Origin of the sequence: Streptomyces lydicus (assembly GCF_004125265.1) — a bacterium.
Taxonomy (GTDB): domain Bacteria; phylum Actinomycetota; class Actinomycetes; order Streptomycetales; family Streptomycetaceae; genus Streptomyces; species Streptomyces lydicus_C.
The window spans coordinates 1,672,232-1,685,103 of sequence record NZ_RDTE01000003.1 but is presented as its reverse complement, the minus strand read 5'-3'; the positions used below and the strand labels follow the sequence as shown (position 1 = coordinate 1,685,103).

At 71.7% G+C, this 12,872-nt stretch carries 12 protein-coding genes and 1 tRNA gene; 6 read left to right on the top strand and 7 right to left on the bottom strand.

Going from position 1 to position 12,872, the window contains the following annotated elements; genetic code table 11:
* Positions 1-220: 220 nt before the first annotated feature.
* Positions 221-1,003, bottom strand: a complete 783-nt coding sequence (locus tag D9V36_RS09965) for a TetR/AcrR family transcriptional regulator (RefSeq protein WP_241720780.1) — start codon at positions 1,001-1,003, stop codon at positions 221-223.
* 142 nt (positions 1,004-1,145) lie between these two features.
* On the opposite strand from D9V36_RS09965, the gene D9V36_RS09960 reads away from it, so the two are divergent.
* Both D9V36_RS09960 and D9V36_RS09955 read left to right on the top strand, forming a co-directional pair.
* Entirely contained in the window at positions 1,146-1,367 is a 222-nt protein-coding gene (locus D9V36_RS09960) for a hypothetical protein (protein WP_129293448.1), read from the top strand.
* 64 nt (positions 1,368-1,431) lie between these two features.
* The gene (locus tag D9V36_RS09955) at positions 1,432-2,172 is read left to right on the top strand and encodes a Clp protease N-terminal domain-containing protein (protein WP_129293447.1); all 741 of its coding nucleotides are present in this window, start codon (positions 1,432-1,434) and stop codon (positions 2,170-2,172) included.
* A 167-nt stretch (positions 2,173-2,339) separates the two neighbouring features.
* On the opposite strand, the gene D9V36_RS09950 is transcribed toward D9V36_RS09955, so the two are convergent.
* Complete coding sequence (locus D9V36_RS09950; protein WP_129293446.1) at positions 2,340-3,248, bottom strand: PDR/VanB family oxidoreductase; 909 nt, start codon at positions 3,246-3,248, stop codon at positions 2,340-2,342.
* A gap of 44 nt (positions 3,249-3,292) precedes the next feature.
* On the bottom strand, positions 3,293-3,922 hold the full coding sequence (locus D9V36_RS09945; protein ID WP_129293445.1) for an MSMEG_1061 family FMN-dependent PPOX-type flavoprotein: 630 nt from the start codon (positions 3,920-3,922) through the stop codon (positions 3,293-3,295).
* A gap of 145 nt (positions 3,923-4,067) precedes the next feature.
* On the opposite strand from D9V36_RS09945, the gene D9V36_RS09940 reads away from it, so the two are divergent.
* Together D9V36_RS09940 and D9V36_RS40860 are read left to right on the top strand one after the other, a co-directional pair.
* Positions 4,068-4,706, top strand: a complete 639-nt coding sequence (locus D9V36_RS09940) for a TetR/AcrR family transcriptional regulator (protein WP_129293444.1) — start codon at positions 4,068-4,070, stop codon at positions 4,704-4,706.
* A tRNA-Ala gene (locus D9V36_RS40860) sits at positions 4,706-4,781 on the top strand. Before D9V36_RS09940 ends, D9V36_RS40860 begins: the two co-directional genes overlap by 1 nt.
* 24 nt (positions 4,782-4,805) lie before the next feature.
* Here D9V36_RS40860 and D9V36_RS09935 read toward each other — a convergent pair.
* Complete coding sequence (locus D9V36_RS09935) at positions 4,806-5,615, bottom strand: maleylpyruvate isomerase family mycothiol-dependent enzyme (protein WP_129293443.1); 810 nt, start codon at positions 5,613-5,615, stop codon at positions 4,806-4,808.
* Between the two features lie 242 nt (positions 5,616-5,857).
* Positions 5,858-7,825 (bottom strand): APC family permease, encoded by a 1,968-nt coding sequence (locus D9V36_RS09930; protein WP_129293442.1) that lies wholly within the window; start codon positions 7,823-7,825, stop codon positions 5,858-5,860.
* 310 nt (positions 7,826-8,135) lie between these two features.
* On the opposite strand from D9V36_RS09930, the gene D9V36_RS09925 reads away from it, so the two are divergent.
* Positions 8,136-8,609, top strand: coding sequence for a DUF4118 domain-containing protein (locus tag D9V36_RS09925; protein WP_241720779.1), 474 nt, complete (start codon positions 8,136-8,138; stop codon positions 8,607-8,609).
* 110 nt (positions 8,610-8,719) lie between these two features.
* Here D9V36_RS09925 and D9V36_RS09920 read toward each other — a convergent pair whose 3' ends face one another.
* Together D9V36_RS09920 and D9V36_RS09915 are read right to left on the bottom strand one after the other, a co-directional pair.
* Entirely contained in the window at positions 8,720-9,211 is a 492-nt protein-coding gene (locus tag D9V36_RS09920; RefSeq protein WP_129293441.1) for a hypothetical protein, read from the bottom strand.
* Positions 9,212-9,371: 160 nt separating this feature from the next.
* On the bottom strand, positions 9,372-12,029 hold the full coding sequence (locus tag D9V36_RS09915) for a SpoIIE family protein phosphatase/ATP-binding protein (RefSeq protein ID WP_129293440.1): 2,658 nt from the start codon (positions 12,027-12,029) through the stop codon (positions 9,372-9,374).
* Positions 12,030-12,391: 362 nt separating this feature from the next.
* On the opposite strand from D9V36_RS09915, the gene D9V36_RS09910 reads away from it, so the two are divergent.
* The gene (locus tag D9V36_RS09910; RefSeq protein WP_129293439.1) at positions 12,392-12,859 is read left to right on the top strand and encodes a hypothetical protein; all 468 of its coding nucleotides are present in this window, start codon (positions 12,392-12,394) and stop codon (positions 12,857-12,859) included.
* Positions 12,860-12,872 lie beyond the last annotated feature (13 nt).

Sequence of the window (12,872 nt, the reverse complement as noted above, 5' to 3'; positions counted from 1 at the left end):
GTGAAGGGGGTGCGCGGTGTCGCCGTGAGGGCCAAGGCGGGCGTTTTTGGCCCCCGCTCTTCGGGCTCGGCTCGGCCCGTACGGCCGCACTGCCGGTGGCCGCGCTCTCGTTGCCCGGCCAACAGGCGCTCTTTCAGGCCTTTCTGACGCCTCGTCGGTTGACGGCGGCCTGGCTGATCAGCTACAGCGGGCCGCTTTCGGTCACCCCCTTCGCCAGAGGTCAGCGCAGCGTGCGCCGGTCTCCAGCGAAGATCTTGTCCAGGTGGTAATCGAGCGTGCTGCGCACGTCCTCCAGGGTGCGGCGCCGGTGGAGCACATCCTGGCCCAGCCCCACCGCGCCGGACACCAGCAGATCCGCCTCGCGCCACGGGTCGAGGCCCGGGGTCGTCCGCCCGTCGCGCTGCGCCGCGGCGATCAGCTCCGCCACCATCCGCTCCAGGGGCTGGTCGGCGGGCAGGAAGACCTCGGCGAGCTCCGGGTCGGTCAGGCTGCGGGCGTAGTAGGCGGCGAACACCCGCAGTGCGGTGGTGCGTTGGGCATCCACGGGCAGGAACTCGTCCAGTACCGCCCGCAGCAGGGCGCGGGGGCCGGTGGCGTCGAACCGGATACGGGAGCGGGCGATGCGCTCGTTCTCCTCGTGCAGTAGCTGCAGCGCGTCGACCAGCAGCCGGTGCTTGCTCGCGAAGTGGTACTGAACCGCGCGCAGTGACACCCCGGCCTCGGCCGCGACCTCCCGCAGGCTTGCCGCGTGCAGGCCCCGTTCGGCGGCGATCCGCCACAGGGCCTCGGCGATCTGCCGGCGCCGCGGCGAGGGGGCGCCAGGCGCCGCGGGCTGCTCGGCGGCCGGGGCGGGCGACTGCTTGCGCCGCCGGTACGCCTTCGCCTGACAGCTCCGCGAGCAGTAGAGCGCCGGCCGGCCCCGCCCCGGAGCCGGGACGGCCGCGGTGCACATCCGGCACACGGGGCCCCCGGCGGCCTTCATTTCGTCACGCTCATTTCTCATTCCGGAACCCTCAAATTGTGTGACGTAAATCGAATTCATCAGTAATTCAGCGCTAGATTTCCCTTTCTCCAATGATACGTTCGTAACGTTCCGAGGGGACGCGGAACGCGATGGGAGAACTTTCCGAGGGGGCTGGGAATTGATGAAGTACGACATCCTGCAGGTCGTCGGCGCCGCCGTGATGGTGGAATTCGTCCAGGGGGTGATCCGGCTGCTCGTCGACCACGGCGACACCGGGCTCCTGGGGTGGCTGGGTGGTGGTTTCGCGCTCACGCTGGCCGTGCACGGAGTGCTGGTCGTCGTGGGTGTGCTGTTGACGGGCTGGTCTCATGTCCGGGCGAAGGCGGTTGGCCGGCGCGGCTGATCCGTCCGGAATGAAGTGTCAACCGCGGGTTGACGGGCTTCGACTGTCAACCTAGGGTTGCCTCATGGAACCGACTCAGGAACCGACGCAGATCAACCATTCCGTCCGCCTCGGCGACCTCATCGAGGCGATCAAGAAGGTGCACGGCGACGCCCTGGAACAGCTCCAGAGCGCCGTCGTGGCCGCCGACCACCTCGGTGAAGTGGCCGACCACCTCATCGGCCACTTCGTCGACCAGGCTCGCCGCTCCGGCGCCTCGTGGACCGAGATCGGCGCGTCCATGGGCGTCACGCGGCAGGCCGCCCAGAAGCGGTTCGTGACGAAGGAGGAGCCGGCGTCCGGCATGAGCCAGGACTTCGGCAGCTTCACCCCCCGGGCCAGGAGCGTGGTCGTCGCGTCCCAGAACAAGGCCCGCGAAGGGGGGTACGCGCAGATCGGTACGGGTCATCTCGTGCTCGGTCTGCTCGACGACCCGGAAGGGCTGGCCGCACGGGTGCTCGTCGCCCAGGGCGTACAGCTGGAGACGGTCGCGGCGGCCGCGGCCGAGGCGCTGCCCGAGCCCTCCGGCGAACCCCTGCCCGCCCTCGTGCCCTTCGACGCCCGCGCGAAGAAGGCTCTCGAACTCACCTTCCGTGAGGCGCTGCGGCTGGGCCATCACTACGTCGGCACGGAGCATCTGTTGCTGGCGCTGCTGGAGGAGGAGAACGGCGAGGGCGTGCTCAGCGGGCTGGGCCTCGACAAGGCGAACACCGAGGAGTACGTGTCGGCCGCCCTGAGGGCGGTCCGGGAGAAGCTCCAGGAGTAACTGCAAGGGGCAGCAGTGGTGCCGGCCCGCCCCTGCCCGGCGGCCGGGCCGGCACCCGGCGATGTCACCGCTCCCTGGTGCGAGGTTCTACGGGCCCGCCGAGGAGCCGCCGGCGGGGCTGCATGCCCGTCGGCTATGAGGAAGGAGCGTTCCCGGCGCCCGTCTCGTCAGAGGTCCAGGACGAGGCGCGGGGTCAGGGCGCGGGAGACGCAGGCGTACATCCGGCCCTCCGGGGCGCCGATGTCGTCGCGGTGCTCGGGCCGGCCGTCGAGGACGGTGAGTTCACAGCTTCCGCAGACGCCTTCGCGGCATCCCGACGGGAGAGGGTGCCCGGCGTGTGCCAGGGCGTCGAGCAGCGTCTTGTCGGCCGGTACCCGGACCGTACGCGCCGACCGTGCGCACACCGCCTCGAACTCCGTGTCGGGGCCGAACGTCTTGGGCGCCGGGTGGAACCGTTCCACGCGCAGCCGTCCGGCCGGGAACGCGGCCTCGGCTGCGGCCAGCATCGAGGCGGGGCCGCAGCAGTAGACCAGCGTGCCGGGGGCCGTCCCCGCTGCCAGGGCCGCGAGGTCCGGCCTGCCCTGCTCCGCGGTGGCGACGATCCGGACCCGCTCGCCGTACGCGGCCAGCAGCTCGCCGGCGAACGGCATGGTCGCGGCCGAGCGCCCCACGTACACGAGGGAGGCGGGGACGCCCGCCCCGGCGACCGCGCGCAGCATCGGCAGGACGGCGGTGATACCGATGCCGCCCGCGAGGAAGAGGTAGGCGGGCGCGGGGACGAGCGGAAAGTGGTTGCGGGGGAGGGATACATCGAGGGTGCGGCCCCGGCGCAGGAACCGGTGGAGATATTCCGAGCCGCCCCGGCTGAGGCGTTCGTGGCGTACGGCGATGCGGTAGGACTCCCGGTCGGCCGGGTCTCCGCACAGCGAGTACTGGCGGGTGAGCCAGTTTGGCAGCGCCAGGTCGATGTGGGCTCCGGGCTCCCAGGGTGCGAGCGGCCCCGTGGTGCCGCGTAGGAGGAGGGCGACGGTGTCTTCGGCGATGGGGTCGATGCGGTCGACGACGGTTTGCTGCATGGATAGTCCTAGGGGAAGTCCTGGGGCAGGCCCGGTCGTTGCGGTCAGTAGAGCTTGCGGTAGGCCTCTTCGAGGGCGGCGTCGATGTCGGCCGGGGCGATGTCGAGGCCGAACTGGGCCGCGGCCAACTCGCCGGGCGACGGGATCTCGTCGGCGAGGGCCTGGCTGGCGGGGTCCCACAGCCGGGAGCGGAGGAGCGCACGCCCGCAGTGGAAGTACGCCTCGGCGACGTCCACCACGAGCGCCAGCTCCGGCTCGCGCGCCTCGGTCCGCATCCGGGCGAGCACGTCGGGCTCGTCGGTCGGGTAGGCGCGGCCGTTGACGCGAAGAATCTCGGGCAGCCCGGGGATCAGGAAGGCCAGCCCTATCCCGTCGTTCTCGGCGAGGTTGCGGAAGGAGTCGGCGATCTTGTTGCCGGGCCGGTCGGGGATGGCGAGCGTGTGCGCATCCAGGACTTTCACGAACCCCGGATAGTCGCCGCGGGGCGAGCAGTCGGCGCGGCCCGCCGCGTCCGCCGTGGCCATCGTCAGGAAGGGGGAGTGGGCGATGAAGCGGTGGAAGTACTCGTCTATACAGCCGAGGATCTTGGCTTTGGTCCTCTCCTCGGGTTCGCCGAGCCGGGCACGGACATCGGCGGGCGAGACCCGGCGGGGGCGTGTGCTGGTCTGCGTCACGCGGGAGCTCCTTCCGGATGGGGAGGACGGGCAGGCGACCGTGCAGAAGAGTGCGACGTCCGCTCCACCGCAGGTCATGGCACTATTGTGAGTAATTACTCAGGTCTCGCGCTACTCGCATTCGCAGCGCTGTCAAGGAGGTGCCATGGCGTCGGGACGAGGTGGACTCCAGCCACGTAAACAGCCCCGTCAGGTCCGGGCCGAGCTCACCCGGCAGCGGATTCTCGCGGCCGCTGCTCACGTTTTCGCGGAGTACGGCTATGCCGCCGGGACCACCAACCGGATCGCCGAGCGGGCGCAGATCTCCATCGGCTCGCTGTACCAGTACTACCCGAACAAGGACGCGATCCTGGTGGAGCTGGCGACCCGGCACCTGGACGCGGGAATGGCCGCCATCGCGTGCCCTCAGGACGAGGGGCCGCCCCGACCCCTCGAAGAAGCCATCCGTGGTTATGTGCATCTCTCGATCGAGAACCACCTGGACGACCCGCAGCTCCTCCGCGTCATGGCCGAACAGGCGCCCCGCTCCCCGGAGTTGCTGGAAAAGATGTCCCGGTACCAGCAGTCACGGACCGCCTATGTCCGCGAGCTGATCGAGAACCATCCGGAGAGCCGGGTCGACGACATGCATACCGCGGCGCGGCTCGTCGTCTCCACGGTCGAACTGACTGTCCACCAACTCGCCGCCGCGCCCGACCCTCTTGCCCCCGCCCGCCTGGAGAACGAGTTGGTCGCCATGATCACCCGCTATCTCACGGGCGGCCCGCAGGGGGTGGAACCGTAGCCCCCGTAACCCCGTTAACCGCGAGAACCTCTCTCCTGAAGCGGGTGTCGCAGGTTCGCGTCCTGCCGGGGGGCACGATGTGGGGAACTGTGCGCCGCCTCAGAACGCGGAGTGGGTGAACCAGCGCGCCAGCAGTTCCCCGTCGCCCGCCGTCTCGATGGTGTCCGCGTCGTGGCCCAGACGCCCGTACACGAGGAGCAGCAGGTCCGCGGCGGCTCCCTGCACGACGGCGTCGGCGGGACCGGCTGCCGCATCCCCGGCAAGCGGTGCCACCTCGAAGCCGTCGGGGTGCAGGCGGACCAGCCAGTCGCCGACGGTGTCCGTGCACCGGAAGCGCAGGGTCTCGCCGTTGCCGCGCAGGTGCGCCACCCCGGGCGCGAACGAGGTCGCGAACGGCAGGTTGACCAGGAACTCGTCCACGCCGTCCGCCGCGAGAACGCGGTCGATCTCCGTGCGCAGGCCCACGGCGCGTTCCGCGTCGGTGCGGTGCACCAGGGTCTCGAACAGCATCCGCCGCATCCAGAACCGGGCGTGCTGATCGGCGCCCCAGGCCCACATCGGGGCGTCCGGGTCGGTGCCGGCGAACGCGTCGGCGGCCCGGGCCGCACTCGCCGTCAGCCAGCCGGCCCAGCCGGTGTCGTCCGCGGGCAGTTCCAGCTCCACCTCGCGGCTGCGCGGCGGTTCCTGGACGCGCTGCCGCAGCAGCACGGAGAACCAGCGCTGCACGCTCCCGGTATGCCTGACCAGGTCGAGCAGCGTCCAGCCGGGGCAGCCCGGCACCGGCAGCGAGAGATCCGCGCCGTCCAGTGCCGCGACGAACCTCGCGGTCTCCGCCGCCACGGCGGTGCGGTGGACGGCGGGGGTGACGGTCTCCCGACTGGAGGTGTCCGACGTGTCCGACGTGTTCATGGGCGCTGTTTCCCGATCTCCGCGGCTCGGCGACCTGACCGGCCGGGCCTCTGCGGGCAGCCTGTCACAACCGGCGGCGGGGGAGGGAGGCGCACCCGGTGCGCGGGTGGCCGCGGGCCCCCGGCCGTTCTCCGTTCTCCGAGCTCTGGGCTCCGGGTTCCGGGTTCCGGCTCCCTCCTCCGGCCGGGGGAAGAACCGGGGGAGGGAGCCGGAACCCAGAGAGGGCAGCCCTTCCTCCTACGTCAGCCCACGTGCACCCGAGGGCGCCGGGCCGGGTCGGGCTCGGCGCGGCGCAGGACCTCGCGGGCGACCGGAGCGACCTCGCCGTCGCCGAAGACCAGGAATCGCAGCAGATGGCTGAACGGATGGCCCTCGGTCCAGTTGAAGTAGGCGTGCGGCACCTGGCCGGTGTGCTCGCGCAGCTGCATCAGCACGGCGGCGATGGTGTTCGCCACGCCGGCGCCCTCCACCCGCAGGATCTGCGCCCCGTACCGCTCCTCGCCCCGGACGTGCAGATCCGTGGTGAAGTCCGAGGAGTCCCTGACGGTCACTTCCAGGAACAGCACCGGCCGGCCGTCGGGTATATGGGTCTCCTCGCGCTGGCTGTACTCCTTCTCCCGGTACTCGGCCTCGTCCCGCTCGTCGGGCTCGTTGGCGATGACCCGCAGCGGCCCGGCCGCCATCGCCGAGCCGATCAGCCGCTCCGCCGTCTCGTCGAAATCGACCTGCACGGCGCGCAGTTCGAAGGCGCGGTGCACACGTGAGGCGAACGAGGTCAGCAGGATGCCCAGGATGAACAGCAGGGCGATCTTCAGGCCGTCCGGCCGCTCGATGACGTTGGTGACCAGCGTGTAGCCGAAGACGAGGGTGATGGCGCCGAAGCCGACGGTGGCCGCCCGCAGCCGCCGGTGGCGGGCGGCCACGGTGGAGGCGAACGACGCCGAGAGCATCAGCACCAGCACACCGGTCGCATACGCGCCGCTCTGCTCGTCGACGCTGGCGTTGAAGAAGAAGGTGATGCCGAAGGCGGTGGCCAGGAAGATCAGCACCAGCGGACGCACCGCACGGGCCCACTCCGGCGCCATGCCGTACCGGGGCAGATAGCGCGGTACGAGATTGAGCAGTCCCGCCATCGCCGAGGCGCCGGCGAACCAGAGGATGGCGATGGTGGAGAGGTCGTAGACGGTACCGAAGGCCTCGCCCAGGTACTGGTGCGCGAGGTAGGCCAGCGCACGCCCGTTGGCCGAACCGCCGGTCGCGAACTCCTTCTGCGGGATCAGCAGGGTGGTGGCCAGGCTCGACAGCAGCAGGAAGCAGCTCATGACCAGGGCCGCCGTGGTCAGCAGCCGGCGGGTGCCCCGGATCCGGCCGGCCGGGTGCGCCGCGGTGTCGGTGGCGGCGCCCCGTACCTGCGGCATCACCGCCACGCCCGTCTCGAAGCCGGACATGCCCAGCGCCAGCTTGGGGAAGACCAGCAGCGCCACCGCGACGATCGCCACCGGCGAGGAGTGCTCGGCGGTCATCGCGCCCCACCAGTTGCCGACCACCACGGGGTGCGACAGCACATTCCAGGCCGCGGTGGCCAGGACCACGACATTCAGCGCCAGATAGGTCCCGACGAGGCCGACGGCGATGCCGATCGCCTCACGGAAGCCCTTGAGGAACACCGCGCCCAGGGCGGCCAGCAGCACCAGGGTGATCCACAGGTTCGCGCCGTGCAGCAGGGGAGGGGCGAACGGGTTCTCCACGACATGCGCCGAGGCGTCGGCGGCGGACAGCGTCATGGTGATGATGAAGTCCGTCGCGGCGAACCCCAGCAGCACCAGGACCAGCAGCTTCCCCGCCCACCACGGCAGCAGGCGCTCCAGCATGGCGATCGAACCCTCGCCGTTCGGGCTCTCCTTGGCGACCCTGCGGTACACGGGCAGCGCGCCCAGCAGCGTCAGTGCGATCAGCACGAGCGTGGCGAACGGCGAGAGCAGTCCGGCCGCCAGCGCGGCGATGCCCGGCTGGTAGCCCAGTGTGGAGAAGTAATCGACGCCCGTGAGGCACATGACGCGCCACCAGGAGTGGCCCTTGTGCTCGGCCGGCGGGGTGCCGTGCGGCCCGGGGTGGCGGGCGGCCTGGCTGCTGAGCCCGTCCAGGAGCCAGGCGCGCCACCGTCGGGAGGTGGGGGTGGGGGGCGTGGGGTCCGCCTCGACAGTGGTCATGCGGGGAAGGCCTGCCGATCATCGGTGGTCGTTCGGGCAACGAGCAGCGAGTATGCATCACCACGTCAGCGGCGCCCCGGCCCACCCCGCGCCGGGCGACATCGGCGGGTTCGCCGTTGCCGTCCGGCGCGTGTTCACCGTGCCGTCAAGACCGTGTCAGAAAGCGTGCGCGGCCCGTACGCAGGGCGTTAAAGGACAGCGCGGCAGGGCTCTGTCACCGCCTCTCGTGCGCACTCTGACGGCAAGGGTCCACCGCGGGCCCACGGGACCGACCGGTCCGCCGCGCGGACCACAGCAGGAGGTGTTCCCTGTGGCCACCCTTCACCGTCCGGCGACCTCCTACCGCCCCCACCGCCCGTACCTCCCCTACGCCCCGCACATCCCGCGCCTCCCGCGGCTGGCACCGCCCCGTACCCGGCCGGCCCATCGGGCGCCGCCCGCCCGCTCCCTCGCCCGTGACCTCGCGCTGCCGCTCGGCGCCCTGGGAGCGGCGCTGCTGGTGACCGCCCTGATGCTGACCGGGGAGAGGGCGCATGCCGCCCTCGCGCTCGCGGTCTTCGCCCTGCTGACAGTGGCCGTGTCCTCCTTCGCCCGCCCGGCCGCGGTGCCATGGGTGGCCCTGGTGTCGTGGATGTTCTACGACGGCTTCGTGCTGAATCAGCGCTCCGACCTGGCCTTCCAGCCGCAGGACCGGACGGGCCTGCTGGTCCTCGTGCTCGCCGGTGTCATGGGCGCGGGCTGCGCCGCCGCGGTACGGGCCGTCCGGCGGCATTCGGCCGGGTGACCGCGGCCTGCCCGCTCACGACCCGCTGCCCCCGGCCTGCCCGCTCCCGACCCGCTGCCCCGGCCTGCCCGCTCACAGCCGGCACGCACACCGGGCCCTCGCGGCGGCACTCACCACCGGCAACGTCCCCGGTGGTGGCGCCGGCAGCACGCCGAGTGCCGGTGCTGCCGGGCCGCCGCGGCCCGCCGCCGGCGGCCGGACGCGCCCAGAAACCCGAGCCCGATGCCCAGCATCCAGGTGTCCTTGGCCATCGGGATCCCGTCCTGGGTCGGCCGCAGGCTTCCCTCCTGCCGCAATCCCGGGACGCGCAGATACAGACCGACCAGCCCGCCGGAGAAACCGGTCAGTGCCAGTCCGGCCAGCCGGGTGGGGACGAACGGCGCCAGCAGCGCGCCACCGACCACCAGCTCCGACCACGACAGGAGCCGGGTGAACCGCTCGGCGGGAATCCTGTTCAGGAACGGGTACGCCACACAGGCCATGCCGTGCACGGCCTCTGCCGTGGCCTGGTCCGCCCGCAGCTTCGTCAGCCCGGAATTCAGGATGAACGCACCGGTGGCCAGCCGGGGGGCCAGATCACGCGCTTCGGGCAGTTGCACCATGGGAGCCTCCAAGATCAGATCTTCGGCCCCTTCCACGAGCTTAGCCAGCGGGCAGGAGGGGTGCATCCGAGGTCATCGACGTGGTGCATCCGACGTCTCAGGGGTTCGCAGGGGTCTTTGACGCCTTCCGACGCCTCCGACGCCTCCGACGCCCCCGACGTCACAGCGCAGGTACGTCGTGCCACTGGTCGAGGATGTCGTCGGCCGAGTCCGGGCCGGACTCCGGGCGGCCGCCGTCGAGCGTCTGCTCGGTCCAGATGATCTTGCCGTTCGCGGTGTAACGGGTGCCCCAGCGCTGGGCGAACTGGGCGACCAGGAAGAGGCCGCGGCCGCCCTCGTCCGTGGTGGCCGCCCGGCGCAGATGCGGGGAGGCGCTGGTGCCGTCGAAGACCTCGCAGATCAGCGCACGGTCGTACAGCAGCCGTACCCGGATCGGCTGGGCCCCGTAGCGAATGGCGTTGGTGATCAGTTCGCTGAGGATCAGCTCGGTGGTGAACGAGAGCCCCGCCAGGCCCCAGGACTCCAGCGTGCCCAGGCACGACGACCGGATGCGCGCGACGGCCGCCGGATCGGAGGGCACCTCCCACTCGGCGACCCGCCCGGGGTCCAGCAACTGGGTACGGGCCACCAGCAGGGCGACGTCGTCACCGGGGTGTTCGGGCAGCATCGTGTCGAGGACCGCCGTACAGATCTGCTCCGGGCTGCGGTCCGCCGCCGTCGCCAGGGCCGTTCGCAGCACCTCCAGGCCGGTGCCGATATCGCGGTCGCGGCCCTCGATCAGCCCGTCCGTGTACAGCACCAGCCGGGAGCCTTCGCCCAGGGTGAGCTCGGTGACCTCCACCGGCTCGCTGCCGCCCAGCCCCAGCGGCGGGGAGACGGGCACCTCGGGGAACGACACGGCGCCGTCGGGGGCGATCACGGCCGGCCCCGGGTGGCCCGCCCTGGCCAGCGTGGCCCGGCCGCCGACCGGGTCGTAGATGGCGTACAGGCAGGTCGCGCCGGTGATGCCGGTCCGGCCCGGATGCGCGGGCGCCCCCCGGCTGCCCGTGCCCGTGCCCGTCCCCGGGCCGCCCGGCCACGGCCCCTCGTGCCCGGCCTCGCCCCCGCCCCTGCCCTCCTCACCGGTGCCGGAGCCCGCCGCCTGCACCTCGTCGGTATCGATATGGGTGACGAGTTCGTCCAGGTGGTTGAGCAACTCGTCGGGCGGCAGGTCGAGAGCGGAGAAGTTGTGGACCGCGGTACGCAGCCGGCCCATGGTGGCGGCGGCGTGCAGACCGTGTCCGACGACATCGCCGACCACCAGCGCGACCCGGGCGCCGGGCAGGGAGATGACATCGAACCAGTCGCCGCCGACCCCGGCGTGCGCGGGGAGATAGCGGTGCGCCACCACCAGGGCCGACTGCTCGGGCAGGGTCTGCGGCAGCAGACTGCGCTGCAGGGTGACGGCCGTGGTGTGCTCACGGGTGTAGCGGCGGGCGTTGTCGATCGCGACGGCGGCCCGCGCGGTCAGCTCCTCGGCGAAGGCCGGATCCCCTTCCCCGAAGCCGCCGGAGGTCCCGTTCCGCCAGAAACCGGCCAGCCCCAGCACCACGCCCCGTGCCCGCAGCGGTACCGCGATCAGCGACCGGATACCGGCGTCCAGCACCCGCTGGGTGCCCGCGGGGTCCTGCCGCCGCCACTCGTCCGATCTGCGCAGATCATCCACCAGGACCGGACGGCCGCTCTCCAGCGCCATGGCCATCGGCGTGCCGGACACCGCCCTGAGCACGTCGCCCACCCGGTAGATCGCCGACTCGTCGCGGACCCCACGGACCGCCATCCGCCGCAGGCCGGTGCCCGTCCCGGCCGCCGGTTCATCGCCCCGCAGCACCGGTTCCAGCAGCTCGACGGTGGCCACATCGGCGAACCGGGGCACCGCGACCTCGGCCAGCTCCTCGGCGGTACGCCCCACCTCCAGCGTGGTGCCGATCCGCAGGCCCGCGTCGTAGATCAGCTTCAGCCGCTCCTGGGCCACGCCCGCCCGGCCGGCCAGCGCCCGCAGTTCGGTGGTGTCCCGCAGCGTCACCACGGTTCCGGCGGGCCCGCCGTAGGGGGCGGTCGGCCGGACGCTGACCCCGATCAGCCGGTCGCCCGCCAGCAGCACCTCGTCGGTCGCCTCCCGCCCCGAGGCCAGCAGCGCGTTCAGCCGTGGTTCCAGCCCCAGATCCGCGACCGGGCGCCGCTCCGCTTCCGGGGGCAGCCCGAGCAGCCGCCTGGCCTCGTCGTTGGCGAGCAGCAGCCGCCCGTCGCCGCCGAGGATCAGTACGCCCTCCCGTACGGCGTGCAGCACCGCGTCGTGGTGCTCGTACCTCCGCCGCAAGTCGGCCGGATGCAGCCCGTGCGTGAGCCGCCGCTGCCGACGGATCACCCACACCGCCCCGCCGGCGACCACCAGCAGTCCGCCGGCAACGGCGCCGAGCAGCACGGGCAGCTGGTCCGCCACCGGCCCGTCCGCCCGCTGGACACGGAACCCGACGGGCACGAACCCGACGGGCACGAACCCGGCGGGCACGAACCCGGCGGGCACGAACCCGACGGGTACGAACCCGGCGGCCGCTTCGACACCGGAGCCCTGACGGGCCTCGCGCATGTTCGCGCCCTCCGCCTGGGGGGCGAGAGCCACGACGGCCGCGATGACCAGCAGCACCGCGAGGGTGAGCGGCCGCACGCACACCCGGCCCGCCACGCTGTGCATGGTCAGCAGCGAGCGGAGGCGCTGTCCCGGGGAGCGTGGTGACGTCTGCGAACCGTCACTTTCTCGCCCGAAAATTTCCGTCATGACCCATATCTAGCATTGTGCTCCCTCGCCGGGCGCCCGGCCGTGTGGCCCCGTGTGCCGCCTACGGGGGCATCGTCATCCAACCGAGTAGACGCATCGCTAAGCCCTCGTGGATTCACCGCTAACGACACCCCCGCCACCCGTACGCCATTCTCCTGGTGTCGCAGGAATTGAGACGGCTCCTGCGTGGGAATTCGCGCTCGATCGGCTATCCGGGCCACCGCAGGTCCCGCTGTGCCGAGCGAGCCATTGCCGGGTGACAACTCGACGTAACGCAAACGGAATCAACAGAAAGAATCAACAGAAAGAATCGGCAGGCGGAATCAAAGCGCACTATTCCTTCTGAGGGTGGGGAGTGTTCCATGAAGTGCAAGCTCGGCGCGGGAATCGCCGCTGGAATGGCCCTGGGACTTCTGGGCGCGGGCACGGCGGCAGCGGCCCCGGCCGGATATCCGGGTGGCCATGTGGCCGTTGCCATCCCGGCGGGCCCGGCATCGGCGACGTCGACGGAATCCTCCACGCCGGAGGCGGTACCCGGCCAGGAGCATGCAGCGAGGACGGTCACGGTCTCCGTGCGGGGCACAGGCGTCGCCGTCCGCGCGTACGAGGCGGCGAACAACTGCCGGAACTACCCGTCCAGCCGCTGCCGTCTCCTGGGGCGGGTGACGAACGTAAAGGCCCAGGCCACCTGCCGGAAGAAGGGGCAAAAGGTCACCGCTGCGGGAGCTACCAGCGTCTGGTGGACCTTCCTCGACCCCAAGGGGGCAGTGCACGGCGGCTGGGTCAGCAACGTCTACGTGCACGGCGGCGGCGTACCGAAGTGCGCCTGACATACAGTCACTT

Coding starts and splice junctions, on each gene's coding strand:
- D9V36_RS09965 (WP_241720780.1), bottom strand. CDS start 1,003: ATGAGAAATGAGCGTGACGAAATGAAGGCCGCCGGGGGCCCCGTGTGC.
- D9V36_RS09960 (WP_129293448.1), top strand. CDS start 1,146: ATGAAGTACGACATCCTGCAGGTCGTCGGCGCCGCCGTGATGGTGGAA.
- D9V36_RS09955 (WP_129293447.1), top strand. CDS start 1,432: ATGGAACCGACTCAGGAACCGACGCAGATCAACCATTCCGTCCGCCTC.
- D9V36_RS09950 (WP_129293446.1), bottom strand. CDS start 3,248: ATGCAGCAAACCGTCGTCGACCGCATCGACCCCATCGCCGAAGACACC.
- D9V36_RS09940 (WP_129293444.1), top strand. CDS start 4,068: ATGGCGTCGGGACGAGGTGGACTCCAGCCACGTAAACAGCCCCGTCAG.
- D9V36_RS09935 (WP_129293443.1), bottom strand. CDS start 5,615: ATGAACACGTCGGACACGTCGGACACCTCCAGTCGGGAGACCGTCACC.
- D9V36_RS09930 (WP_129293442.1), bottom strand. CDS start 7,825: ATGACCACTGTCGAGGCGGACCCCACGCCCCCCACCCCCACCTCCCGA.
- D9V36_RS09920 (WP_129293441.1), bottom strand. CDS start 9,211: ATGGTGCAACTGCCCGAAGCGCGTGATCTGGCCCCCCGGCTGGCCACC.
- D9V36_RS09915 (WP_129293440.1), bottom strand. CDS start 12,029: ATGACGGAAATTTTCGGGCGAGAAAGTGACGGTTCGCAGACGTCACCA.
- D9V36_RS09910 (WP_129293439.1), top strand. CDS start 12,392: ATGAAGTGCAAGCTCGGCGCGGGAATCGCCGCTGGAATGGCCCTGGGA.